The organism is Salirhabdus sp. Marseille-P4669, from assembly GCF_900240405.1.
Lineage (GTDB): Bacteria > Bacillota > Bacilli > Bacillales > Alkalibacillaceae > OEQK01.
Genome location: NZ_OEQK01000002.1, coordinates 87,186 through 112,226, shown reverse-complemented (window position 1 = coordinate 112,226; position 25,041 = coordinate 87,186). Strand labels below are relative to the sequence as shown.

General features: G+C 35.4%; 25 protein-coding genes and 2 other annotated features. Of the genes, 2 read left to right on the top strand and 23 right to left on the bottom strand.

Translation table 11 applies throughout. The features are described from left to right. Positions 1–76 precede the first annotated feature (76 nt). The gene (locus C1A05_RS03575) at positions 77–457 is read left to right on the top strand and encodes a sigma-w pathway protein ysdB (RefSeq protein ID WP_102026823.1); all 381 of its coding nucleotides are present in this window, start codon (positions 77–79) and stop codon (positions 455–457) included. Between the two features lie 98 nt (positions 458–555). Here C1A05_RS03575 and C1A05_RS03570 read toward each other — a convergent pair whose 3' ends face one another. The 22 genes from C1A05_RS03570 to citZ form a co-directional block, all read right to left on the bottom strand. Continuing rightward, entirely contained in the window at positions 556–1,167 is a 612-nt protein-coding gene (locus C1A05_RS03570; protein WP_102026822.1) for a TVP38/TMEM64 family protein, read from the bottom strand. A 58-nt stretch (positions 1,168–1,225) separates the two neighbouring features. Continuing rightward, a complete protein-coding gene (locus C1A05_RS03565) occupies positions 1,226–1,495 on the bottom strand; it encodes a DUF1294 domain-containing protein (protein WP_102027353.1) in 270 nt (89 codons plus the stop codon). Positions 1,496–1,564: 69 nt separating this feature from the next. Next, positions 1,565–1,921, bottom strand: coding sequence for a 50S ribosomal protein L20 (rplT, locus tag C1A05_RS03560; RefSeq protein WP_102026821.1), 357 nt, complete (start codon positions 1,919–1,921; stop codon positions 1,565–1,567). Between the two features lie 46 nt (positions 1,922–1,967). Then, positions 1,968–2,165 (bottom strand): 50S ribosomal protein L35, encoded by a 198-nt coding sequence (gene rpmI / locus C1A05_RS03555; RefSeq protein WP_102026820.1) that lies wholly within the window; start codon positions 2,163–2,165, stop codon positions 1,968–1,970. Between the two features lie 43 nt (positions 2,166–2,208). Next, complete coding sequence (gene infC / locus C1A05_RS03550; RefSeq protein WP_102026819.1) at positions 2,209–2,754, bottom strand: translation initiation factor IF-3; 546 nt, start codon at positions 2,752–2,754, stop codon at positions 2,209–2,211. A 47-nt stretch (positions 2,755–2,801) separates the two neighbouring features. Then, positions 2,802–2,937: a sequence feature (ribosomal protein L20 leader region), on the bottom strand. A 149-nt stretch (positions 2,938–3,086) separates the two neighbouring features. Further along, on the bottom strand, positions 3,087–5,033 hold the full coding sequence (gene thrS, locus C1A05_RS03545; RefSeq protein WP_102026818.1) for a threonine--tRNA ligase: 1,947 nt from the start codon (positions 5,031–5,033) through the stop codon (positions 3,087–3,089). 54 nt (positions 5,034–5,087) lie between these two features. Next, positions 5,088–5,318: a binding site (T-box leader), on the bottom strand. 146 nt (positions 5,319–5,464) lie between these two features. Then, entirely contained in the window at positions 5,465–6,319 is an 855-nt protein-coding gene (gene ytxC, locus C1A05_RS03540; RefSeq protein WP_102026817.1) for a sporulation protein YtxC, read from the bottom strand. A 177-nt stretch (positions 6,320–6,496) separates the two neighbouring features. After that, complete coding sequence (gene dnaI, locus C1A05_RS03535) at positions 6,497–7,429, bottom strand: primosomal protein DnaI (RefSeq protein ID WP_102026816.1); 933 nt, start codon at positions 7,427–7,429, stop codon at positions 6,497–6,499. A gap of 27 nt (positions 7,430–7,456) precedes the next feature. After that, positions 7,457–8,797 carry a replication initiation and membrane attachment family protein gene (locus C1A05_RS03530; protein ID WP_159461987.1) on the bottom strand — a complete coding sequence of 447 codons (1,341 nt, stop codon included), beginning with the start codon at positions 8,795–8,797 and terminating at the stop codon, positions 7,457–7,459. Between the two features lie 28 nt (positions 8,798–8,825). Continuing rightward, the gene (nrdR, locus tag C1A05_RS03525; RefSeq protein WP_102026814.1) at positions 8,826–9,287 is read right to left on the bottom strand and encodes a transcriptional regulator NrdR; all 462 of its coding nucleotides are present in this window, start codon (positions 9,285–9,287) and stop codon (positions 8,826–8,828) included. Between the two features lie 186 nt (positions 9,288–9,473). After that, a complete protein-coding gene (speD, locus tag C1A05_RS03520) occupies positions 9,474–9,851 on the bottom strand; it encodes an adenosylmethionine decarboxylase (RefSeq protein ID WP_102026813.1) in 378 nt (125 codons plus the stop codon). A 311-nt stretch (positions 9,852–10,162) separates the two neighbouring features. Next, positions 10,163–11,188, bottom strand: coding sequence for a glyceraldehyde-3-phosphate dehydrogenase (locus tag C1A05_RS03515; protein WP_102026812.1), 1,026 nt, complete (start codon positions 11,186–11,188; stop codon positions 10,163–10,165). Positions 11,189–11,372: 184 nt separating this feature from the next. After that, positions 11,373–11,972, bottom strand: coding sequence for a dephospho-CoA kinase (gene coaE, locus C1A05_RS03510; RefSeq protein WP_102026811.1), 600 nt, complete (start codon positions 11,970–11,972; stop codon positions 11,373–11,375). A 17-nt stretch (positions 11,973–11,989) separates the two neighbouring features. Further along, positions 11,990–12,634: a sporulation membrane protein YtaF gene (ytaF, locus tag C1A05_RS03505; RefSeq protein WP_159461986.1), complete on the bottom strand. Its 645-nt coding sequence runs from the start codon at positions 12,632–12,634 to the stop codon at positions 11,990–11,992. A gap of 108 nt (positions 12,635–12,742) precedes the next feature. Next, positions 12,743–13,576, bottom strand: a complete 834-nt coding sequence (mutM, locus tag C1A05_RS03500; protein WP_102026809.1) for a DNA-formamidopyrimidine glycosylase — start codon at positions 13,574–13,576, stop codon at positions 12,743–12,745. 59 nt (positions 13,577–13,635) lie between these two features. After that, complete coding sequence (gene polA / locus C1A05_RS03495; RefSeq protein ID WP_102026808.1) at positions 13,636–16,272, bottom strand: DNA polymerase I; 2,637 nt, start codon at positions 16,270–16,272, stop codon at positions 13,636–13,638. Between the two features lie 358 nt (positions 16,273–16,630). Then, a complete protein-coding gene (gene pnpS / locus C1A05_RS03490; protein ID WP_102026807.1) occupies positions 16,631–18,046 on the bottom strand; it encodes a two-component system histidine kinase PnpS in 1,416 nt (471 codons plus the stop codon). Then, positions 18,039–18,746: a response regulator transcription factor gene (locus tag C1A05_RS03485; protein ID WP_102026806.1), complete on the bottom strand. Its 708-nt coding sequence runs from the start codon at positions 18,744–18,746 to the stop codon at positions 18,039–18,041. The genes pnpS and C1A05_RS03485 overlap by 8 nt, the downstream gene beginning before the upstream one ends. Before the next feature lie 183 nt (positions 18,747–18,929). Next, complete coding sequence (locus C1A05_RS03480; RefSeq protein WP_102026805.1) at positions 18,930–19,406, bottom strand: MaoC/PaaZ C-terminal domain-containing protein; 477 nt, start codon at positions 19,404–19,406, stop codon at positions 18,930–18,932. 82 nt (positions 19,407–19,488) lie between these two features. Next, the gene (gene mdh / locus C1A05_RS03475) at positions 19,489–20,430 is read right to left on the bottom strand and encodes a malate dehydrogenase (protein WP_102026804.1); all 942 of its coding nucleotides are present in this window, start codon (positions 20,428–20,430) and stop codon (positions 19,489–19,491) included. 132 nt (positions 20,431–20,562) lie between these two features. Further along, a complete protein-coding gene (gene icd / locus C1A05_RS03470) occupies positions 20,563–21,825 on the bottom strand; it encodes an NADP-dependent isocitrate dehydrogenase (protein WP_102026803.1) in 1,263 nt (420 codons plus the stop codon). A 152-nt stretch (positions 21,826–21,977) separates the two neighbouring features. Further along, positions 21,978–23,093, bottom strand: a complete 1,116-nt coding sequence (gene citZ / locus C1A05_RS03465; protein ID WP_102026802.1) for a citrate synthase — start codon at positions 23,091–23,093, stop codon at positions 21,978–21,980. A gap of 359 nt (positions 23,094–23,452) precedes the next feature. Here citZ and ytvI point away from each other — a divergent pair, with 359 nt between their 5' ends. Next, positions 23,453–24,571 carry a sporulation integral membrane protein YtvI gene (ytvI, locus tag C1A05_RS03460; protein WP_234998319.1) on the top strand — a complete coding sequence of 373 codons (1,119 nt, stop codon included), beginning with the start codon at positions 23,453–23,455 and terminating at the stop codon, positions 24,569–24,571. Between the two features lie 10 nt (positions 24,572–24,581). On the opposite strand, the gene C1A05_RS03455 is transcribed toward ytvI, so the two are convergent. Beyond that, entirely contained in the window at positions 24,582–24,983 is a 402-nt protein-coding gene (locus C1A05_RS03455) for an FxsA family protein (RefSeq protein ID WP_102026800.1), read from the bottom strand. Between the last annotated feature and the right edge of the window lie 58 nt (positions 24,984–25,041).

The following is a 25,041-nucleotide window of genomic DNA, read 5'->3' as shown; positions in this document are numbered from 1 at the left end:
AAATAAAATGAAACAAAAAGGCTAGCTGTTACGTACCTTCTACTAGAAGTGTAATTTATGATTGGAGACGGTCGCCATGATTGTTATCTTATTTCGGATTTTACTTTTTGCCGCTATTCTATTTATCTTATACAGCGCCTATACCTTTTTTACAAACCCGAAAAGAAAGCTTGATATAGCACGTAAAAACAAAGATTTTTATGTTATTGATGAAGAGGATAATGTAAAAAAGAATTTTGTCATGACTTATAAGGGTGTTTTGTTTGAAGGTGAAAAATATCTAGGGGCAACAGAGCAGTCTTTTGATGTCGTTACAATAACCGTTTGGACTACGGAACCTAGTAGCTTAAGGGGAATTTCAAAAGAAGATCTTTTCTTTTTAGAAAAAGAGATTTTAATACGATATCCGAATGCAAAAATAGAATGGAAACATCCAATTAAACATCTATTACATTAAAAGCCTGGCATAAAGCAATAGTATAAGAGTTCGAAATCCGCCAAAAAAGGTTACTAAGCAACCGCTTAGTAACCTTTTTTTGTCCTGCTTTGCCTTTATCAATATGCTCTTCTATGCGTAGGAAGCTCCGGAACATTTTTCTCATCCTTATTAAAAAACACTTCCCATTTAATTACTATTTCTTTTTGTCTTAATAAGTATAGAACAGGTATAAAGGCTAGTACGACAATCATTACAATTAGTGGAGAAAAAGTGGAAATCCATTTTCCGAATGACGTATATACAAATGCTAATGGAATGTTTGATAGGATGGATAGCTTGAAATATTCCTTGTAGTTTCGAGACATTTCTATAATACAAATGCTTAGTAAGTGAAAATGAATAAATGGCATCAATCGTAACAATACAATCTGCCCTTTTGACATTTGTCTATTTTGTCCGATTATCTTTCCTTTCATCTTGACGAGACGATTAAAGGTTTTAGGCATAAATGTAATCATCCGATAAAACATCAAGCTCGATAGCGTTATTCCAACAACTGAATATATAGTACCAGATACCATTCCAAATAAAATCCCACCTGATACACAAATAAATGCAACTGGCATAAATAGTATAGGTCTTAATAAATGAAACGCAATAAAAAGAAAAGGTGCAAACATGCCACTGGATTCTACAATAGTGAGGACCACTGCGCTGATCTGTTCCATGACAAGAGCCCCCTTGACTAGTTTAGGTTGTTTTATTTATATGACATAAGACGAGCCTTTATGACAAGGTTAATTTTAAAATTATGATGACAGTTAGTTCTAAACTAAATAACACAGGCATACCAAACTTAAACTTACCTTTATTGGTTTTATGATGAAAGAAGTACATTCCGATAATACATCCAATTACCCCACCAAGAATCGCAACTAAAAAGAGCGTGGACTCTTGAATACGCCATTTCCTTTTTCTTGCCTTGTGCTTATCGATTCCCATAAGAAAAAATCCAACACTGTTTATTCCCAAAATATAAAAATATAGCCAATCCATGGTCAAGGTACTCTTCTCCTTTCTTAAGAAAATAAGCCATCTTCTAGATAGAAGATGGCTTACAGATCATTATTTTAAAGCTTCTTTAGCTTGGTTTACTAAATTAGCAAAACCTTTTTCATCATTTACAGCGATGTCAGCTAGCATTTTACGGTTAACTTGAATACCAGCAAGTTTTAAACCGTGCATTAAACGGCTATAAGAAATATCATTTAAACGAGCTGCTGCATTAATACGAGCAATCCATAATTTACGGAAATTACGCTTTGTTTGTTTACGGTCACGATAAGCATATTGACCTGATTTGATTACTTGTTGTTTTGCTGTTTTGAATAAAGTATGTTTTGAACCATAATAACCTTTAGCTAACTTTAAAACACGTTTACGACGTTTACGTGTTACTGTTCCGCCTTTTACACGTGGCATAAGAATTCCCTCCTATAATTGTCTTTCCAAATTTGTCTTGTCGTTCTTATTTTTTAGGAAGCATTGCACTAATACGTTTCAAATCGCCTTTAGAAACTAGTGTTGCTTTACGAAGTTTACGTTTTTGCTTTTGAGATTTATTTGCAAACAAGTGGCTAGTATAAGCGTGAGAACGTTTCACTCTTCCTGAACCAGTCTTTTTAAAACGTTTTGCTGAACCTCTATGAGTTTTCATTTTAGGCATAGTAAATGTCTCCTCCTTTGATTTGTCCTCATCTTGCTGCTACTTATTTTTCAGCCGTAGGAGCAAGCATCATGAACATACTACGACCTTCCATTTTAGGTCTTGTTTCAACCGTAGCAATATCTTTACACTCTTCTGCGAAACGATCAAGAACTTTTTGTCCGAGCTCTTTATGAGTAATCGCACGTCCACGGAAGCGAACAGATGCTTTCACTTTATCTCCTTTTTCAAGGAACTTACGAGCATTACGCAATTTTGTATTAAAATCGTGCTCTTCAATAGCAGGACTTAAGCGAACTTCTTTCACATTGATTACCTTTTGCTTCTTACGGTTTTCTTTTTCTTTCTTTTGTTGCTCAAAGCGATATTTACCGTAGTCCATAATTCTACAAACTGGCGGTTTCGCATTTGGTGCAACCATAACCAAATCAAGTTCCGCACGTTCTGCAATTTCTAAAGCTTCTTGACGAGATTTAACACCAATTTGTTCTCCATCTTTACCAATTAGACGAACTTCACGGGCACGAATTTTCTCATTTATCAAAGTTTCACCTTTGCTAATAGTTAGCCACCTCCACAATTTATTCAGGTCGTTTCAGACAAGTTAGCCTTAAAGCATTCACAACACACTGTCAAATAATAAAAAAAGTGTCGGTACACATAATGCACCCACACATCTACTGTTCTTTTATCCATGAGAACAATTTAGATATAACCTGCCAACTGCCTTAAGCGTCGATCAGGTGAGAAGCGGGTGCTTCTACTTGCTCTAAAAGACCTTATTTAATTCACTCTTAACATTATATGATGGACAACTAAGTTTGTCAACTAAAGAAAAGTGAAAAACACTCGAGCTACATTACCAAATAAAAAAACTTCCAACGGTGTTTATTAAATCACACCATTGGAAGTAATACAATGTTAATTTTTTCTACTCTTATTGTTAATATCTGTTTTTATTTGATTTACAAATTCATCAAATACCTTCGTAACGGAGTCTTTTTCCCCATACTTGCGAACATTTACTGCATTTTGTTCGATTTCTTGATCTCCGACGACTAAAGCATAAGGAATTTTTTGGGTTTGAGCTTCTCTGATTTTATAGCCGATTTTTTCATCTCGCTCATCAAGCTCTACACGTATGCCTTCAAGTCTTAATTGTTCTTCTACTTTTTTCGCATATTCTAGGTGTGCTTCATTGGATACTGGAATAATTCGAGCTTGAACCGGAGCTAACCAAGTTGGGAATGCGCCTTTATATTCCTCTGTTAAAAATGCTACGAAACGTTCCATTGTTGATACAACACCGCGGTGGATAACGACTGGGCGATGTTCCTTACCGTCTTCTCCAATATAAGATAATTCAAAGCGTTCCGGAAGTAAAACATCAATTTGCACTGTAGATAACGTCTCATCTTTACCTAAAGCTGTTTTAACCTGAACGTCTAGCTTAGGACCATAGAACGCAGCCTCACCTTCTGCTTCTACATACTCTAAATTCATATCTTCCATTGTTTCCTTAAGAATACCTTGCGTTTTTTCCCACATTTCATCATTATCAATATATTTCTCTTTATCCTCTGGGTCGCGATAGGAGAGTCGGAAATAATAATCGTTAATGCCAAAGTCCTCGTAAACACGTTGGATAAGTTCCACTACGCGAATAAATTCATCTTTTAATTGATCTGGTCGAGCAAAAATATGAGCATCATTTAAAGTCATTGCACGGACACGTTGAAGTCCTGCAAGAGCACCTGACATTTCATATCGATGCATTGTTCCAAGTTCGGCAATACGCACTGGTAAATTACGATAGCTCCACAATTGGTTTTTGAAAACCATCATATGATGCGGACAATTCATCGGGCGTAAAACAAGCTCTTCGTTATCCATTTCCATTACTGGGAACATGTCTTCGTGATAGTGATCCCAGTGACCACTTGTTTTATAAAGATCTACATTTGCTAATACAGGCGTATAAACATGGTCATAGCCTAGTCGTTCTTCTACATCCACGATATAACGTTCGATTTGACGACGGATTGTTGCACCCTTCGGTAACCATAAAGGTAATCCTTGTCCAACCTTTTGGTTAATTGTAAAGATATCTAGCTCTTTACCTAATTTACGATGGTCTCGTTCTTTACGATCCTCAAGAATTTGCAAATACTCTTCTACTTGGGATTGTTTTTCAAATGCAGTCCCGTAAATACGTTGTAGCTGTTGATTATTACTATCTCCACGCCAATAAGCACCAGAAATCGTTAACAGCTTAAAAGCTTTAATTTTACTAGTTGCAGGTACATGTACTCCACGGCACAGGTCGAAAAACTCGCCTTGCTTATAAATAGTTACCTGTTCTGCTTCCGGAATAGCATCGATTAGCTCTAATTTTAAATCATCGCCAATCTCACGGAACATTTCTTTTGCTTCTTCTCTTGTTACTTCTACTCGTTCCACTTTTAGGTTTTCATCTGCAATTCGTTTCATTTCTTTTTCAATTTTAGGGAGATCTTCTGGTGTAATCTTATGTTCCATATCAAAATCATAATAGAAACCTTCTTCGATGACCGGACCAACCCCAAATTTCACATCTTTATACAAACGTTTGATCGCTTGCGCCATTAGGTGAGCGGTAGAATGGCGAAGAACTTCAATCCCATCTTGTTCGCGTAATGTTACAATTTCAACTTTACTGTCCTTTAGAATCGGTCGAGTGAGATCGTATAACGCACCGTTCACTCTACCTACGATTGCTTGCTTCTTCAAACCGGAACTAATAGAGCTTGCAATCTCTTCACTTGTAACTCCCTTTGGGAATTCCTTTACTGCTCCATCTGGAAATGTAATGTTTACTACTTCTGACACAGTGAACACTCCTTTTCATCCATTTTTATAAATACAAAAAAGCCTCGTTCCTAAAATAGGGACGAGGCTTGATTTACCCGTGGTTCCACCCTAGTTCCGTATATGTAGCATAACCTACAACGGCACTTTGGCATCTGTAACGTAGATGAAACGCTAATCACTACTTTTTGTTCATAATCAGAGTTCAAAGGTGGTAAACAATATCTCTTACTTAGGAAGCTTACAGCCTAGACTTCCCTCTCTATAAAGCGATAATACTGTTCTTGTCCTTATCATAACCGTTTACTAAGCAAGCAATATGCATAAGCTTAGACGTATTCAGTTTTTATATTATTGTTTCCAATTAAATATGATTTTATTATACTTAATTGCACATTTCTTGTCTATGATAAAATTATAATTTCAATTAAGGTGCATAGAAGACATGAACACTATGCTTTCTTCCCTACAAATGGGAATGTATCAATAGGTCGTATAATTGCCTTTTCCTGAAACAAATTTTGTAACGTAATGATCTTCGGGTCTGAAATGTGATTCGTATAAATCACCACTTCTCTCGGCGCAATTGCAGCAATAAGAGACATTGGAAAATCATGAGATAGAACATCGATAAAGTGAACTCGTTCGTCATGTTGAATGGTTTTAATTTCAGAATAAGTCACACGTCTCCCGTTCGGTTTAAAAAAAAGTAGCTCTTTATCATACATAAGCAATAATGTATCCATTTTTGGCTCTTTATTCTTGATGAAATTTCGTAAGCTATGTATAAATTCTTGATAATCCTCTTCTCTCTTCCATTCATCAATAGCATATCCCGTAACATCAATTAAATTCGACATATACTCCTCTTGGTGTTGACTCATATATTCATTGAAATTTAAAACCGATTCTTTTTTCACATCCCTTTCAAACATTTGATAAAACGTATACGTGGTTTGAACCTCGAACTGATTTCCATAGTGCTTTGGATTTTTCATAATGGATTGTAAAATTGGAATTATATGATCCATTTCATGTTTGTCTGCATAATAATAATGCTTCGCCAAAATGGACTTCGCTATTTCTGGAAGGCGATAAAAAATAAAAACATGAATAAGAGCTTGGACAATATCCTTCCAAAAACGATGAAGTTGATTTTGACTCATTTCAAATTGAATTACATAGGAGTTTTCACTAGTAAGCTGGACATGTATTTTCTTTACCTTCGCCTTATTATAAATCTTGTTGTAAAATTCCTCTGCCTCATCCTGTTCCTGAAAAACATACTTCAAACGTATCAAACTCATCCCTCTCTCCCATAACAAACTGCTACATTATATGGGAAAAATCGTGATAAAATGAACAAAAAATTTTTAGCACAGCCATATTAATTGGTTAAGAGCGCGTCGATTCCTTTGTCTAACAAGGACTTACAAAATAAAAAAAGAAAGTGAATTTTTTCACTTCCTTTTTCCTTCTGTCAATTAAACTCTTCTGTTTTCAGCCATCACCGAAACAGATTCACTAACTTGCTTAATGCGTTCCACTATTCTTCTTGCTTTTAATCTTTCCGATTCCCCATTGTGGTTAGCAGAGGCGAATACAATTTCCAATTCTTTTAAGCTATAATTGGATGTGAAGAATACTGGAAGGCGCTCCATCATCCTATATTGAAGGATAGCCCCTAACACTTCATCACGGAACCAAGCAGATTGATATTCCGATCCGATATCATCCAAAATTAATATAGGTACCTTTTTAAATTTATCTATTTTCTCATTTATCGTAGAGTCCCCAATCGATGATTTCATCTCACGGACAAATTCTGGCATATAGATGAAAAGCGATTGTATTTCCCTCTCTGCTAGCGCGTTAGCCAACGCCCCTAATAAATATGTCTTTCCAACCCCAAATGGACCATACAAATACAATCCTTTTGACTGTTTCTCTTCCGTGCTATGAATAAATCGCTCTACTTTTCGAATAGCATCGAAACGCTCTGGGTCGTCTAGCTCAATTTTATCAAATCGCGCTTCTAATAAGTCCTTAGGCATGTAAAGACTTTGAACAAACGATTTCTTTCGATTTTGCTCATCTTGTATCACTTTCCGCGGACATCTTTCGTAAGCGATTCGAATTTGATTATTTTCAGCTGAAATTTTTGGTGCATATCCTCGTACCATATTACAGCAAGATTCTAAGGATTGGCATTTCTCACAGCGCTTCGATTGAGAGTCATATTCGTACAATTTAATTAATTGTTTTTCTATGATTTCAGGGGTGAGTTCTGGGTTTTCAGCTAAAAATGCTTGAACATCTTTTGATTCCAAAATTTGTTTTTTCATTTTTGTATAGGACTCTTGAAAACTATTGCTTTCGTTTAACCATTTTTTTAATGAAGCTTGTATCGATTCCACGCGCGCTCACCCTTAATTTAAAAATTTTTACACATTTCTCAAAGCTCTTTCTAATTCTTCTTTTTCTTTAAGGAAATCTCTATCCACCTGTTTCCCTACTTGTTCTACTTCATTTTTCTCTTTTTCCTGTTCCTTCTTAAACCAATCCGGTAACACTTCTTTTTTACGAGATCCTGCTCTTCTTGTTCCCCACGTTTGATAAAGTTTCGATTCTGCTTTCGCTAACGCCATCGCCTGTTTTGCATTATGGACATTTTTTCTAGCCCAATGTGTTGCAATTTTTTCCACATAGTTTTTCGTTAATTTCATATCGGACTTTTGCATCACATAATGAACTAATACATTCATAACACTTTGTGATAATCCATGCTTTAACATGATACTTGTTAACATTTTTATTTCATTTTCCGATGCGTATCCCGTTTGAGAAAAGTCTTCTAAAATTTCGCGGTGTGTAATGTTTTCAAAATGCTCAATAAGCTTATCTTCTTTCGATTTAGGTTGAGTATCCTTTGCTTTGACTTGTTTAGTATGTTCGAGCTTGTTGACAAGCTTTGGTGCCTTTATTTCAAAATGTTTTGCATAAAAGTCTTTACATGCCTCATGTAATTCCTCATGCATCAATTCTTGATTTTCGTTAATTGACCATAACATCGCTTTTTCCAGAGTTAGATTGTCCACATGGTATATTTTCACCAAGTTGGTAATAAAGGATTTGTTTTCTCTTGTTAATATGTTTTCTGGGTGAAGTGCGTTACGTCTTAGAGCTTGTTCAATCCAATCAAAGTCTACTATCTTTTCCGCTTCTGTATCCAAGGATTTAGGAGATACATCAATAGTAGAGTGCCTATTAGATGCCTGGGATTCAAATTGAATTGTAGAAAATACATCATTAAAAGATTTAGTCTTTTCTACTAAATTGCTAGTTGGTAGCTTTTGACTCGAAAGAAGATTCTGCTTTAATCGTTCAAAATGTGTTTTCCCAACCTGATGCTCCAACAATATCGAAAGCATGGAGTCATTAAAGAATTCTGTTACAGAAAACGGTGGGTTTAACACGTAGTAATAAGATCGTAATTCCCCATCGTCAACATAGGTTTTCATTAAACCAATTGCCTCTAGCTTAAGTCTTGTTTGGTAAAACTGATCCAAATCCATATTGGTCATGTTCATAATCGTATGATGTGTTGTAGGACCTTTTTGAACATTTCTATCATTTAATAAGGTTAAGTAAAGCGTAATAGATTCTAAGCCAATAAGAGGTTGATATAAATGAGTCAAAGCTAAAACATAGTCTTCACAACAAGTACCATGCATTTGAATGACATAGCTATCTTTTGGTAATAGGTTTTTCATTCTTTCATTCATAGCTAAAGACTCCTTTATCATCTTAAAATCACTTATCTGTTTTCTTAATAATATCTTCTAGTTCTTTTAGAAATACATTGATATCTTTAAATTGTCGATAGACGGATGCGAATCGCACATATGCCACTTCATCGATATTTGCTAATCGTTCCATCACCATCTCACCTATAAATTCACTATTGACCTCTGAATTGCCAATATTACGAAGTTCCTTTTCAACCTCAGATACAATTTGCTCAATTTGTTCTAGAGGTACAGGACGTTTTTCACAAGCCTTTATAATACCACGAAGTAGCTTTTCACGACTAAATTCTTCTCTTGTCCCTTCTTTTTTCACTACTATTAGAGGAGTTTGTTCGACTCTCTCAAATGTTGTGAAGCGAAATGTACAATCTTCACATTCTCTCCTACGACGAATGGACCTACCTTCCTCAATAGGTCTCGAATCTAGAACTTTTGTACTTTTAGAAGCGCATTGGGGACATCTCATATATCAATCAACTCCGGAATGTTTATCGCAATCGTTTTATACGATTTACTATTCTAGTTTTATTTGTTAAATCTCTTTATATTATAACACAAATAACAATAGAATTATTTACCTTTAATAGGTAGGGAAAGTAGGAAAACGCCTGGTGATGGTTACACCAAGCGTTTCTAATTTCAGCCTATTCCGTTACATTACTTTAAATTGCTTCACATCTACTGGTCCTTTTCCACGTGGTACCTCAACTTTCTCTACCACTTTCGCTTCCAAGGATTCCGAAATATATTCTGCTGCAACATTTGGATCTATTCTGTCACCACAAGTATAAACATCAATACTCGCATAACCGTGTTCTGGAAAACTGTGAATAGTCAAATGCGACTCTGAAATAATCACAACTCCACTTACGCCATGGGGTGCAAATTTATGAAATGCAACTTCCCTGACTTCAGCACCAGATTTTAGTGCAGCATGAACAAACACTTTTTCAATCAAATTCATATCGTTTAATTTATCAGCATTGCAATTCCATAATTCAGCAATAACATGCCTACCCATTGTTTCCATTGCAATGTCCCCCTTTACATCAAAATTGCACTCCTTACTGAAATCAATAGAACTCTGCACGGGGGAAAGTTAGTCCAAAGAGGTCCTAACCCTTTCAGCAGTTTACCTACATCAAGCTTTCAGTTTAGAGAAGTTCAAGTGAAAGTATAAATGGTTAAAACGAATTTTGCAACATATATTTATTTTATCTATATGAAAAGGATGGTCATGCATAACATACAGGGATAACGATTTACATGCACCACACAAAATAGACACATTGAAAAAGGATTTAAGAGGAAACGAGCACTCTTAAATCCTTGAACGATTACTTAAGAATAAGCATTTGTCACTAGCTTCTTCCCAACATATTTTGCTAAATCAACCACTCGACACGAATAGCCCCACTCATTATCATACCAAGCTAATACTTTTACCTTGCGATCTTCAATCACCATTGTCGATAATCCATCAACGATAGAAGAATAAGAGGAAGTTGTATAGTCTATGGATACTAAAGGTTCTGTACTGTACTGCAATATATCTTTTAAGTTAGTAGATGCTTCTTGTTGAAAAGCTTGATTTACTTCATCAATCGTAACCTTCTTCTTTACATCAACGACTAAATCCACTAAGGATACATTTGGAGTAGGAACCCTTAACGCAAGGCCGTGTAGCTTTCCTTTCATTTGTGGCAATACTTCCCCTATCGCTTTTGCTGCACCAGTCGACGTAGGGATAATGGATTGGGTGCAGCCTCTTGCTCTCCTTAAGTCTTTATGTGGATTGTCAATATTATTTTGGTCATTCGTAAACGCATGAACCGTAGTCATCATACCATTTTCAATACCAAAATAGTGATCTAATACCTTTACTACAGGCGCTAAACAATTGGTCGTACAAGAAGCATTGGAAATAATATGGTGCTCTTCGGGATTGTATTTCTCTTCGTTCACGCCCATTACAAAGGTTCCGTCGATTTCTTTTCCGGGGGCTGTTATAATAACCTTCCTTGCACCAGCTCGAATATGGGCAGAAGCAGTATTGTTGGTCTTAAACTTACCCGTTGCTTCAATAACAAGATCTATATTCAAATCATTCCATGGTAAAAGTTCTGGATTTCGGTTGGATACGATGTGAACAAAGTGACCATTTATGACAAGTCCATTTTGAACGGCTTCTACAGTTCCGTTAAAACGTCCATGAACACTATCGTATTGAATTAAATGTGCTAACGTTTCAGAAGGATAACTTGCATTAATTGCAACAACATCAAAATCTTCATCTAAAATTGCTTTTCGAAATACCATTCTACCTATTCTGCCAAAACCATTAATGGCAATTCGCAACTTGCTCATATATGACTCCTCCTAAGCTAAATATGTTATACTCTTTTTGTTATAGTATAACATAATAAAGTGAAAACGTTAGCAAAATATTTAAAAATTAATCTTTTTTTAAAAAAGTAAAGCCTTATGAATGTTTTATCATTTTATAATGTGCACAATAAAAAGCACACTTTTTATAAAGTGTGCTTGTCGTTTATATAACGTTCCATTTTTTTAGTAATGCTAACAATTGCTCCCTTGTTTCATCTAGTGAACCGTTGTTATTAATAACCGCATCGGCTAGCTTTATTTTATCCTTAATTGGATATTGGGATTGCATACGCTGTAGGGCCTCTTCCTTTGTGCTATTATCCCTTTTCATCAGACGTTTGAGTTGTGTGCTTTCCTCTACATAAACGACTAGCGTTTTTTCTACATAGTCGGTTAAACCACTCTCAAACAAAAGAGGTATATCTAAAATGACGGCCTTATAACCTTGCTCTTTATAATACTCTCTCTGCATGATCATTTTTTTCCGTACTTCTGGATGTACAATAGCATTCAGTTTTTTCCTCTGCTCGTCATTGGAAAACACAATCGCTCCAAGCTTTTTGCGATCAATCAAACCATCTGATTGAACGATTGCATCTCCAAAGGTTTTTACAATTTTTTCATAAGCTACTTCCCCTGGTTTAACAACTTCTCTCGCTATTTGATCTGCATCAACAATTGGTATTCCTAATTCTCGAAGCATATTCGAAACGGTACTTTTCCCCGTTGCAATGCTACCAGTTAAGCCGATTACAAGTGTCATACAATAATCCATCCCCTTTAATACAACTTCCAACATCCTAACACTATTAAAATAATGCCTGGTATAAACGCAATGTTTTGAACCCAACTCCATTTAGCTAAAAACGAGCCACTTTTCGTCCCAATCCACAAAAACAAACTTGACATGGTACCCATAATCAATGCCGTTAGAAAAGGGGTAAAGCCTAGCATTGCAGCAGCAATACCTGCCCCAAAAGCATCAATTGATAAAGCTGCACCAAGCAAAATTGCTTCCAAACCTCGGATATCACCAGAATGATCAAAGTCTGCACTATCGGGATCCTTTAAAATTTGAATTACAATACCTAGTGATTTAATCTCCCATTTGAGGACAACTGCGCTTTTCGATTTAGACTCATTATTTCCCTTATCACGCTCCCGGAAAAATTGATAAATCACCCAAATACCAATAACAATAAAAAGAGAGCCCCCAATGATATCTCCTGTTCGCTCCGTAAAGAGATGTGCTAGCTGCTTACCAATTAATAGCGCAATTAGAAATACAAATCCTGTAACTATTCCAATTGCTATTACTGCTTTAATCGATATGGTTATTTTCCTTAGACCAAAAGTAAATCCTGCTGTAAAGCTATCTAAACTAAGCGCAAAGCTAAATAGTATTAATGTTACTAATTCTCCCACATTTAGTTGCCCCCTCACGCAACAATCTAGGGTATTATATGAGAAAATACATGTTGCGTGCCTAACACGTAAATGAGGGCGAGGGTGAACAACTCATGCTTGAACGGTTTATTTTCTAACCTTTTGACAGGTTGGACAATAATGGGTCCCACGTCCACCAACTTTTGTTTTTTCAATAAACGTACCGCAATGTTTACATGGCTTACCAGTTTGGCCATAAACATAAAGCTGTAACTGAAACAATCCTATTTCACCAAGACTATTTAAGTAGGAACGAATTGTGGTTCCACCCGCCTTAATTGCATCCGTTAACGTAGCAATGATTTGCTCTCTTAACTTAGTACAATCGGTCAAGCTTAATGCTTGAGCAGGTGTTGTTGGATAAATCCCACTTCGAAACAACGCTTCATCCACATAAATGTTCCCTAAACCAGCGACAATGGTCTGATCTAATAGTACATTTTTAATTACTCTTGTTGTTTTTTGACAACGCTCATACAAATACGATGCTGTAAACTCCTCATCCATCGGCTCAGGACCTAGCTTATTGAGAGGAGGCAATTGAAATTCCTCCCCTTTTTGATAAAGATGCATCGTACCAAACTTTCTTACATCTTTATATCTTAAGTCCGTACCATCCTCAAAATGAAAAATAACATGCGTATGTTTATCGTATGGCTCTCCGGATTCAAAAATAGCATATTTCCCTTCCATTCTTAAATGGGAGATTAAACTATAATCTGTTAAATAAAAGATTAAAAATTTCCCTTTGCGGTCAAGATGCTCAATTCTTTGACCGATAATATTCATCCGAAATGCTTCTACCTCTTTTGGATATTGAATGATATTTTCATATCGTATAGTGACATCTTTAATAACGTTTCCTTGAACAATTCTATTTAATGTTTTCCTAACTGTTTCTACCTCTGGTAACTCTGGCATCCTTTGTCGACTTCCTTTCACACTAGAACCAAAAGTGAACAATATAAAGGCAGTGTGATTTATTTTGCTTCATACCAAGTAGGCCCATGAGATACATCTACTTTAAGTGGTACACTTAGTGAAACTGCATTTTCCATAACCTCACATAGAACCTTTTGCAATTGCTCAACTTCATGTTTTGGTGCTTCCAATATTAATTCATCGTGTACTTGTAACAATAGTTTTGCCTCAAATTTATCCTTTTCTAATCTATCGGCCAAATCAATCATTGCTTTTTTAATGATATCTGCTGCACTTCCTTGAATTGGTGTATTCATTGCAGTACGTTCCGCAAAGCTACGTCGGTTAAAATTTCTGCTTGTGATTTCAGGTAAATAACGTCTCCGATTCATTATCGTTGTAACATAACCGTTTTGTTTCGCCTCTTGTATGATATCGTCCATGTAGGATTTTACACCCGGAAAACTTTCTAAGTATGTATCAATAAATACTTTCGCTTCTTTTCTCGTAATCCCTAGACTTTGACTTAATCCATAGTCACTGATTCCGTAAACAATTCCAAAGTTAACTGCTTTCGCCTGTCTTCTCATATTGGATGTAACTTGATCAGCCTCTACATGAAATACATCCATTGCTGTTTTTGTATGGATATCCATACCCTCGTTAAAAGCTTCAATTAGTTTTTCATCATTCGCAATATGTGCGAGTACCCGAAGCTCAATTTGTGAATAATCTCCTGCTAAAATAACCCAATCATCCTTTGTCGGAATAAAGGCTTGTCTAATTTTACGCCCTTCCTCCAAACGAATCGGAATATTTTGTAGGTTAGGATCTGTCGAGCTTAGACGTCCTGTTTGGGTTAGCGCTTGGTTAAATCTTGTATGAATGCGGCTTTCATCCTTGTCAACGACCTTAAGCAGTCCTTCAATATATGTAGAATGTAGTTTTCCTAGTTGGCGATATAGCAAGATTTTAGGCATGATTTCATGTTTATCTTGTAATTGCTCTAATACATCCGCAGAAGTGGAATAACCAGTCTTCGTCTTCTTTATAACAGGTAAATTCAGTTTTTCAAACAATACTTCCCCTAATTGCTTCGGTGAATTAATATTAAACGTCGTTCCAGCTAATTCGTAAATTTCTCCTTCAACTGTATCCAAACGTTCCTTTAGTTCCTCACCCATATTTTGAAGTCGCTCTGTATCAACCCGAACACCATAATATTCTATATCTGCTAATATTTTTGCTAATGGTAATTCAAGGATTTCAAATAGATCATACTGCTCATTTTCAGTTAATTTTTCTACAATACGTTCCTTTAAACGAAATACCATATTTGTTTTACGAACGACATGCTCCGCTAACAATTCTTGTTCCGGAACTTTTTGTTTAGCTCCTTTTCCGTATATTTCTTCATCATAGGAGACACTTATTTCATTTAAGCTATGGCTAATGGATGGTATATCATCATGACTCTCACCAGGATTAATGATATAAGAAGCTAGCAATAAGTCGAACGTGATACCACGTAAGTCAATACCTTGCTTTCGAAGTGCAACAATCGTCTTTTTCGCATCAAATACATATTTTGTATTTTCTTGCTTTTCCGCCCACTCCTTAAATACGGAGGAATTTATCGCTTGATCAATTGTAAAGAAATAGTTGCCTTGATCATTTGCAATACCAATTCCGATAATATTTCCATAATAATAATGTTCCTCTAACATCTCAATATGAATAGCATCTGTCCCAGTAAACATTTCAGCTTTTATTTCATCTACGATTTCAAACTTTATTTCTTCCATCTCTCTAGACTCTACTTCTTCACCATCAGATTCCCCAATTCTTGTTAATAAAGAATTAAACCCTAGTTCTTTAAATAAATCAAATACTTTTCGTGATTCGTAGCCTTCATAATTTAGATCGCTCAAGTTAATTTCAACTGGGGTGTCTCGATATATTGTCGCTAACTCTTTACTCATAAACGCATCTTCTTTATGCGTTTCTAGCTTTTCTTTTAATTTCTTCCCCGTTACTTGATCTAAGTTTTCATATAAACTCTCTAATGTATCAAATTGATTCAACAACTTAACAGCTGTTTTTTCACCAATGCCAGGGACACCTGGGATATTATCCGACTTATCCCCCATTAACGCCTTCATATCAATAACTTGGTCCGGACGAATCCCTAACTTTTCTTCAAGTGTTTCTGGACTATAGTTTTCAACTGTTGTAATACCTTTTTTCGTTAACGTTACTTCTACTTTCGGATCTACTAACTGGAGTAAATCTCGGTCACCAGAAATGACTTTTACACCTATTTCGTCCTCTTGACTTACTTTTGATAGCGTACCAATAATATCGTCGGCTTCATAGTTGGAGAGCTCGTAATGTTTAATGTTAAATGCATCCAAAAGCTCTTTCACTAACGGGAACTGCTCCGACAGCTCTGGTGGTGTTTTTTGTCTTCCACCTTTATACTCGGTAAATGTTTTATGTCGGAAAGTCGTTTTACCTGCATCAAATGCAACTAAAACATGAGTAGGTTTTTCTTCTTCTAGGATTCTTAATAGCATCGTTGTAAAGCCATAAACCGCATTCGTATAGACACCTTTATCGTTGTTTAATAGAGGTAAAGCAAAAAACGCTCTATATAGTATGCTGTTTCCGTCAATTAATACTAGTTTTTTCGACATTTGTACCACTCCTTATTTCCTAGGAAATATATATTTAGGGATAATGTTCATAGTAAGAGAATCTTTCCTTAAGCAAATTTGATTTCCTTCATTATTATCCTCTTAACATGTTTCTATAAAAAGGCTAGTAATCCTTTTCCAATAAGGAACAAAAACGTAATTCACCCTACTACTTAGTGGCTTGTTATTATAACAAGCTTATCTACAGGTATAAAAATAGCTCTCTTCCTAATACATAAAAAAGGATGACTTCTCATCCTTCTATTTTAGCAGAATTACCATCAGAAGGAAAAAGTGTCATCTTTATCTTTTGAAGCTTATCGGAATACCTATAAGGTAAGACTCCTACTCCAAAGGTTTACGATATTTTATTTTGTAGATAAATGTGGAATGTAGTACCCTTCCCCAATTGACTTTCTACCTCAATCTTTCCTCCATGGGCTTCCACAATATGTTTTACAATAGCTAACCCTAATCCAGTCCCACCGGAATTTCTACTTCTTGCTTTATCAACCCGATAAAATCTTTCAAAAATTCTCGGCAGCTCTTCTTTTGGTATACCAATCCCTGTATCCTCAATACTTATTTTCACATATTCATCCGTATCTTTTGCAGTAAGTTTTACACGACCGCCTTCTTTTGTATAATGAATCGCGTTCATCACTAAATTTAATAGAAGTTGTGTGATTTTAGATGGTTCTACTCGTATTGGATACGATTGATCTAACTCCATTTCTAAATGAATGTTTTTTTCCTCAGCTGTATATTGTACAAAGCACTTTACATCCTCAACTAGATTCTTTAAATTAATATCTTCCAGCTTTAACTGATAGTCCTCTTTCTCAAGCTTCGATAGCTCTAGTAGATCCTGGATTAGATTTTGCATTCTCTCGCTTTCTTTATTAATGATTTGCAAAAACTGTGTTAGTGCTTCAGGATCGTCCTTTGCGCCTCCAAGCAATGTCTCAGCAAATCCTTTAATCGATGTAATTGGTGTTTTAAGTTCATGGGATACATTCGCCACGAAATCTTTTCGCATTTCCTCAAGCTTTTTATGTTCGGTTATATTGTGGAAAACGAGTACGACACCTTTCCACTTTTGATTATTAAAAATAGGGGCACCAGAGATAGCTAAATATTTTTGTTCTATACCACTACTAATAATCAATGTTTTTTGAACCGTTTCTTCTAGCATAAAAACGTCTTTTACGACGCTTTGAATTTCCTCATAAGAGAGTGCATCATAATATAAATAGCCTATGTAATCAGAAGAATCCCCTTCAAAGTCATGTAAAAAAGCGCGATTAATGAGTTGAATATATCCTTTTTCATTTATAAGCATAAGTCCACTGTTCATATTATCAATAACTGCTGCAATATGACTATTTTGTATTTCCGTTTTAATGCTCATTTCCTGTAGGTTACGAGCAAGTAAATTGATGGAGGAAGCCAACATACGCGCATCGTCATAATAAGCTTCATATGTTCTAGCATTATATTTCCCATCAGCTAGTTTCTTAGCTACTACAGATACGTTACGAATTGGCTTAATATACTTTTCATAGGTGTTATAGTTCAGAAAAAAGATAAGAATAAGTAATAAAAACGTAGCAAAAAAAATAAGAATCCACGTTGTTTCCGTTAATTGATCAACCGTTGCTGCAAGTTCAACATTATTGACTATAAGTTGATTCATAATCGAACCAAGCAAAATCATGATAACAATAGTAAAAAAAGAATAAAAAATGAATGCACGCTTTGGTACTTTACGCATGTACTTTCGGCTCCTCAAATTTATATCCTAAGCCACGAATTGTTTTAATATATATTGGTTTTTTTGTATTTGGTTCAATTTTTTCTCGTAAATGACTAACATGTACATCCACAATTCTTGTATCCCCAACAAAGTCATAGTTCCAAACTTCATTTAATAATTGATCTCTGGATAATACTTTACCTTTATGATTTGTTAAATATAGCAATAGCTCAAACTCTTTCGGCGTGAATTCAAGTAAGTCATCTTTTAAGTAAACTTCATATTTATCCTTATAGATAACTAGGTCACCGATTTCCACTTTATTTTCCTCTTGCTTGGTCTCATCCTTTTGCTTCGCCCTTCTTAAAATTGCCTTAATACGCGCAACAACTTCTCTCGGACTAAAAGGCTTCGTTAAATAATCGTCAGCCCCTAGCTCTAAACCTAATATACGATCGTATTCATCATCTCTCGCTGTTAACATTAAGATGGGAACTTCAATTTGACTTTGCCTCAATTGCTTACAAACCTCTACACCATCTAAACCTGGTAACATAATATCAAGTACAATAAGGTCAAAATTCTCTTGCTTGGCTATCTCTAAAGCAGATAAACCATCATATCGAACGTCCGTATCAAAACCCGCTTGTTCGATATTATATTTTAAAAGCGTAACAATTGATTCTTCGTCATCCACAATAAGAATTCTTTTGTTCATTTAAGAGTCCCCCCTATTATGCCTATAATCTCATCATACAACGAATACTTTAGAATAAAAAGAATCCTCTATAAAAATTTACAAGGCTTTTACAAAAGTAATACTATTTATTATAGATTAACCAAATGTAAAAGGCTCTATTTTAATATCCATTAAAACAGAGCCTCTTACTAATTATATATACTAATAAAAGTTCTCTAAAGATTGTGCTGTTAACGATTGCAATTCATACGGTGGAGAAATCTCTAATTTTCCTTCTAGAATAAGATCATTTTTATCATTATACCCTGTTACTTCAGCTGTGACGCTATTTGTCTTTACATCCTTTCCAACTATTTTCATCTGTATCGTAATATTTTCATAATGATACACTGGTTGTTTATATGTAATGGAATGCTTTGTTATATGACTGCCTGGTCCAGGTAAAGACATCGAAACCATTGAAGATACAATGCCATACAACATAACAGTTGGTACTAGAGGACGTTTAAAGGGAGTTTGTGATGCATAATCATGTTGAATATATAAAGGATTGGAATCTGACGTAAGCCCGAGATATAGTAATAAATCTTTATCTTCTATATTTGTTTGAACTTCATGAAAATCTCCAATTTTAATGTCATTCATTTGCCTTCCGAGTTTTCGTTTTTTACCTAACATTGCCTCACCTCTAATGTAAGCGTTTTCTTTTATTTGAGAATAGAAATCGAGATTGTATACAACCTCGATTTCTATATTTGTTCTACTTTGATAATACGTTTAACACGTTTTTAACAGAATCAGCCGATTGATCAAGCTTTGTTTTTTCATCTGCTGTTAGCTCTAATTCAATGACTTTTTCAATACCATTTCCACCAAGTACAGTAGGAACACCTAAGTAAATGTCTTCATAACCATATTCTCCTTCGAGATATGCAATGGCTGGAAGAACACGACGTTGGTCTTTCACAATAGCCTCCGTCATTTCTGTAAGTGCGGCAGCTGGTGCATAATAGGCACTTCCATTCCCAAGAAGGTTTACAATTTCTCCTCCACCTTTTCGCGTGCGCTCCACAATTGCATCAATGCGGTCTTTGGAAAGCAATGAGGTTAAAGGAATACCACCAGCATAAGAATATCGAATAAGAGGCACCATGTCATCTCCATGTCCACCTAAAACAAAACCTGTAATATCTTTGACCGATAAGTTCAGTTCCTCTGCTATAAAAGAGCGGAAACGTGCTGTATCTAGAACACCAGATTGACCAATTACGCGGTTTTTAGGGAATCCAGATTCTTTATAAACGGTATATGTCATAGCATCTACTGGATTTGTTAATACAACAATGTAACAATCTGGAGAGTATTTTACGATCTCATTCGTAACACTCTTCATTATTTTTGCATTTGTATTCACTAAATCATCACGGCTCATTCCAGGCTTTCGAGCAATACCAGCTGTAATAATAACAACATCTGAATCTTTCGTATCTTCATAATTAGAAGTACCAGTTATATTAGCATCAAATCCTTGGACTGGACTAGCTTCGAACATATCTAGTGCTTTCCCTTTTGTAGGGTTTTCCATATTTGGAATGTCTACAAGGACAACATCACCTAACTCTTTTTGTGCTACCATTAAGGCTGTTGTTGCCCCTGTAAAACCAGCACCAACTACAGATATTTTTTTTCGTTTTATTCCCATGATGATCCTCCTTTTGATTCTTATTAATTTCATATGCAAAACCCTTCAGTGAGAATTTCCCACTGAAGGATTATTTACAAATAAATTGGTGGCCAACCTACTTTGGTTCGAAATCGTCTCACCATTATTTAATTACATATTATTAATTAATGCATCTCCAAATTCAGAACATTTTACTTCTGTTGCACCATCCATTAAACGAGCAAAGTCATAAGTAACCACTTTGCTAGCAATGGTTTTTTCAACTGCATTGATTACTAAATCCGCAGCTTCTCTCCAGCCAAGGTGTTCAAGCATTAAAACACCTGAAAGGATTACAGAAGATGGGTTTACTTTATCTAGACCAGCATATTTAGGAGCTGTACCGTGAGTAGCTTCAAAAATAGCATGACCTGATTCAAAGTTAATATTAGCACCAGGAGCAATACCGATTCCACCTACTTGAGCAGCAAGTGCATCAGAAATATAGTCTCCATTTAAGTTCATCGTAGCTACAACATCAAATTCTTTTGGACGTGTAAGAATTTGTTGTAGGAAAATATCAGCAATAGCATCTTTAATGATTATCTTGCCTGCTGCTTCAGCAGCTGCCTGCGCTTCATTTGCAGCATCTTTTCCTTTTTCTTCTACGATACGATCATATTGAGCCCAAGTGAATACTTTGTCACCAAATTCTTGCTCTGCAACTTCGTAACCCCAGTTTTTAAATGCACCTTCTGTAAACTTCATAATATTTCCTTTATGAACAAGTGTAACACTCTTACGTCCTTCTCTTAATGCATACTCAATCGCTGCTCGTACAAGACGCTTTGTACCTTCTTTAGAAACAGGCTTAATACCAATACCAGAAGTTTCAGGGAAACGAATCTTATGTACTCCCATTTCATTTTGTAAAAATTCAATTACCTTTTGTACTTCAGGTGAACCTTTTTGCCATTCAATACCAGCATAAATATCTTCTGTATTTTCACGGAAGATTACCATGTCTGTATCCTCAGGACGCTTAACAGGAGAAGGTACACCATTAAAGTAACGAACTGGACGTAGACAAGTGAATAAGTCAAGTTCTTGACGTAATGCCACATTCAAAGAACGAATACCACCGCCGATTGGTGTAGTTAAAGGACCTTTAATAGCAATCTTGTATTCACGAATCGTTTCAAGTGTTTCTTCTGGCAACCACTCACCAGTTTGATCAAATGCTTTTTGACCAGCTAAAACTTCTTTCCACTCGATTTTTTTCTCGCCATTATATGCTTTTTCTACCGCTGCTTCAAGTACACGTGAAGCTGCAGCCCAAATATCAGGACCAATTCCATCTCCTTCAATAAATGGAATTACTGGATTATTAGGTACGTTTAATTTGCCATTTTCTACAGTTACTTTTTCACTCATGGGAAAACCTCCTAGTTTTTCTATTATTCACCTTACAAAGAGTTCTATTAAGTTAGATTACATGAAGAGAGCCGGTAAGACCGGCCTCTTTATCATAACAATATTTATAGGTCGTTTCCACTCTACTATTAAGAAACTAGTATTAAACTTTCTTAACGATTTTCAACAGGCTCATAGCTTTGAAGTGTTGGACCAACGTATTCCGCACGAGGGCGAATAAGGCGGTTGTTATCATATTGTTCTAGAATGTGTGCTAGCCAACCAGAAACACGACTAATTGCAAAAATTGGCGTAAATAAGTCGTGATCAATTCCTAAACTGTGGTAAACAGATGCAGAGTAAAAATCTACATTTGCTGGCAGACCCTTTTCACGTTTCATAAATTCTTCGATTGTTACAGACATATCATAAAATTTAGATTGACCTGTTAGCTCTGTTAAATGCTCAGACATTTTCTTCAAATGCTTCGCTCTTGGATCTCCATTTCGATATACTCGGTGACCCATACCCATAATTTTTTCTTTGTTTGCTAATTTTTCTTCAATATAAGGTAGAGCGTTTTCAGGCTCGCCAATTTCAGATAGCATTTTCATTACTCGTTCATTAGCACCACCGTGAAGTGGGCCTTTTAAAGCACCAATTGCAGATGTAATACCAGAATAAACATCAGATAATGTTGCAACACAAACTCTTGCTGTAAATGTAGATGCATTTAATTCATGGTCTGCATGTAGAATCAATGCCTTGTTTATTGCTTCCTCTTCGATTGGTTCAGGCACTTTATCATTTAGCATATACAAAAAGTTTGCCGCAAAGCTTAAATCGCTACGCGGTGCTACTGGCTCTAGACCTTCGCGAATACGAGCAAAAGCAGTAACGATTGTTGGCATTTTTGCCTGTAAACGCACAGCCTTGCGACGATTTGCTTCTGGCTCCATTTCATCTGCTTCACTATCGTAAAGACCTAACATGGATACAGCTGTACGTAGTGCTGCCATTGGATGAACTGTTTTCAAATCATAAGATTTTAAGTGCTCAATGATTCCTTTAGGTAATTCCATGTTTTCAGCTAATTCTTTTTTCAAAGAGTTTAATTCATCTAACTTTGGTAATCTCTTATTCCATAAAAGGAATACTACTTCTTCAAAGCTAGAGTTTTCAGCTAATTCATCAATGGAATAACCAACGTATGTAAGTTGATCATCAATGATTGAACTGATTGATGATTCCGCTGCCACAATTCCTTCTAGACCTTTAGTTCCTGCCATTGACTCTCTCTCCTTTTTCTCTATGATATCCCCTTAATTCACATAAAACTTTTAAAAATCATTTGGTCTATTGATAAACCAATTAAAATTATTTAGAAAGTAAACGCTTTAAAAAAAGATTAAAGCAACCTCTTCCATACTAATTATAAACAAAATGTTAAAGAAAGTGAAATCATTTTATTTAAAAGATGGAAATGTTCAGAATTAAAAAGTGTAGAAATGTATGATTTTTAATGATTCCTAAGCTTAAAATACAGTATTTGAAAATAGGAATTGTTAGCATGAAGTGGATTAATAGTTAATAGAATAATTATAGACAAGCCTTAACATAAGGCAGAAGAATGGAAGGAGGCACTTTCTTGCAGCACATCATAATACAACGAATTTTTCGCACCATATTTGTGATTGGTATCGTTTTTCTTGCTCTTTATCTGTTTTTTTTCTTATCAAAATATACCTATCCGTTTCTCTTTGCTCTTGGATTCGCTTTTTTAATGAATCCCCTTGTTAACTACTTATCTGATAAAGCAAAAATACCACGGCCATTTGCTGTCTTCTTCGTTATTTTATTTATTTTATTAATCATAATCGGGTTTATCACCCTATTAATATTGGAAATTATCAATGGAATGACATCATTGGCAAAGGAAGTACCTCAATATTTTACAGAGCTGGTAGAATATATCGAACTGTTTATTGTCCAAAATATTATACCTTTGTATGAAAACTTTAGCTCTATGGTCAATAGTTTAGATCCATCAGCACGCACACAAATATTAGATGCTATTGAAAATATTGGTACAGGGATTGCAGAAGCTGGACAAGACTTGCTTAGTAATATTCTTACATGGATTCCAGAACAAATTGCGGGGATTCCGAACTTTGCTACCGTTTTGATTTTTTCTTTACTTGGTACTTTCTTTATTAGTAAAGATTGGTACAAAATTCAAGAAAGAGTACAACATATAATACCACAAAAAGTAGTGCATTCGAGCAGTAATGTTTTTGATGGTTTAAAAGGCGCATTAGTAGGTTTTATCAAAGCACAGCTGACTCTTATTTCCATTACTTCGATAATTGTATTAATTGGTTTACTAATATTACAAGTAGATTATGCGATTACACTTGCACTTTTAATAGGTGCTGTTGACTTAATGCCTTATTTAGGTACAGGTCTCGTATTTATCCCTTGGATTTTCTATATGTTTTTTACAGGTAATTACTTTTTAACAATCGGTTTAGCGATTCTTTATATTGTTGTCATTATACAGCGGCAATTAATGGAGCCTAAAATTTTATCTACCAATATCGGTTTAGACCCGCTTGCAACTTTAATAGCCCTATTCGCTGGTTATAAGATGTTTGGGTTTCTAGGCTTAATTATAGGTCCAGTTGTACTGGTTTTTATTAATACATTAATTAAAACAGGTGTTCTACATGAAATTTGGTCCTTTATCAAAGGGGAGGTAAAAAAGTAAATTAGAAAATTTATCGACGTCCTCCTCTAAAAAACACTATATTCCCTTTATTCATCATATTTATGAAAAGATTTTTTAATTTGCGTTTAACTGGTTGGCGAGTTATCGGAATGAGCAAAAGAAAGCCTAATGTATCTGTTATGAACCCTGGAGTAAAAAGCAAGATAGCACCAATTAAAATTGCAATTCCATCCAGAATTTCATCATGAGGAAAGCCGCCCAAGCTCATTTGGCTTTTCGCACGATTTAGCGCTTCTATTCCTTGATTTTTAGCCAACAAGGCACCAATAATCCCTGTTCCAATAATTCCTAATATAACAAACCAGCCACCGAATTCGTTGCCTAACCATATAAAAACTCCAATTTCTAAGGCAGACAAGATAACAAGAATAATAAATAAAAAACGAAACATAATCTCACCTATTTCAATATATGGAAAGAGGAGGGTCTCCCCTCCTTTAACCACATTT

Bases quoted from the DNA above. Each gene is read 5' to 3' on its own strand.
- C1A05_RS03575 (WP_102026823.1), top strand. From the start codon at position 77: ATGATTGTTATCTTATTTCGGATTTTACTTTTTGCCGCTATTCTATTT.
- C1A05_RS03570 (WP_102026822.1), bottom strand. From the start codon at position 1,167: ATGGAACAGATCAGCGCAGTGGTCCTCACTATTGTAGAATCCAGTGGC.
- C1A05_RS03565 (WP_102027353.1), bottom strand. From the start codon at position 1,495: ATGGATTGGCTATATTTTTATATTTTGGGAATAAACAGTGTTGGATTT.
- rplT (WP_102026821.1), bottom strand. From the start codon at position 1,921: ATGCCACGTGTAAAAGGCGGAACAGTAACACGTAAACGTCGTAAACGT.
- rpmI (WP_102026820.1), bottom strand. From the start codon at position 2,165: ATGCCTAAAATGAAAACTCATAGAGGTTCAGCAAAACGTTTTAAAAAG.
- ytxC (WP_102026817.1), bottom strand. From the start codon at position 6,319: ATGAGTTTGATACGTTTGAAGTATGTTTTTCAGGAACAGGATGAGGCA.
- C1A05_RS03530 (WP_159461987.1), bottom strand. From the start codon at position 8,797: ATGAATGAAAGAATGAAAAACCTATTACCAAAAGATAGCTATGTCATT.
- nrdR (WP_102026814.1), bottom strand. From the start codon at position 9,287: ATGAGATGTCCCCAATGCGCTTCTAAAAGTACAAAAGTTCTAGATTCG.
- speD (WP_102026813.1), bottom strand. From the start codon at position 9,851: ATGGAAACAATGGGTAGGCATGTTATTGCTGAATTATGGAATTGCAAT.
- C1A05_RS03515 (WP_102026812.1), bottom strand. From the start codon at position 11,188: ATGAGCAAGTTGCGAATTGCCATTAATGGTTTTGGCAGAATAGGTAGA.
- coaE (WP_102026811.1), bottom strand. From the start codon at position 11,972: ATGACACTTGTAATCGGCTTAACTGGTAGCATTGCAACGGGGAAAAGT.
- mutM (WP_102026809.1), bottom strand. From the start codon at position 13,576: ATGCCAGAGTTACCAGAGGTAGAAACAGTTAGGAAAACATTAAATAGA.
- polA (WP_102026808.1), bottom strand. From the start codon at position 16,272: ATGTCGAAAAAACTAGTATTAATTGACGGAAACAGCATACTATATAGA.
- pnpS (WP_102026807.1), bottom strand. From the start codon at position 18,046: ATGCGTAAAGTACCAAAGCGTGCATTCATTTTTTATTCTTTTTTTACT.
- C1A05_RS03485 (WP_102026806.1), bottom strand. From the start codon at position 18,746: ATGAACAAAAGAATTCTTATTGTGGATGACGAAGAATCAATTGTTACG.
- C1A05_RS03480 (WP_102026805.1), bottom strand. From the start codon at position 19,406: ATGTTAGGTAAAAAACGAAAACTCGGAAGGCAAATGAATGACATTAAA.
- mdh (WP_102026804.1), bottom strand. From the start codon at position 20,430: ATGGGAATAAAACGAAAAAAAATATCTGTAGTTGGTGCTGGTTTTACA.
- icd (WP_102026803.1), bottom strand. From the start codon at position 21,825: ATGAGTGAAAAAGTAACTGTAGAAAATGGCAAATTAAACGTACCTAAT.
- citZ (WP_102026802.1), bottom strand. From the start codon at position 23,093: ATGGCAGGAACTAAAGGTCTAGAAGGAATTGTGGCAGCGGAATCATCA.
- C1A05_RS03455 (WP_102026800.1), bottom strand. From the start codon at position 24,983: ATGTTTCGTTTTTTATTTATTATTCTTGTTATCTTGTCTGCCTTAGAA.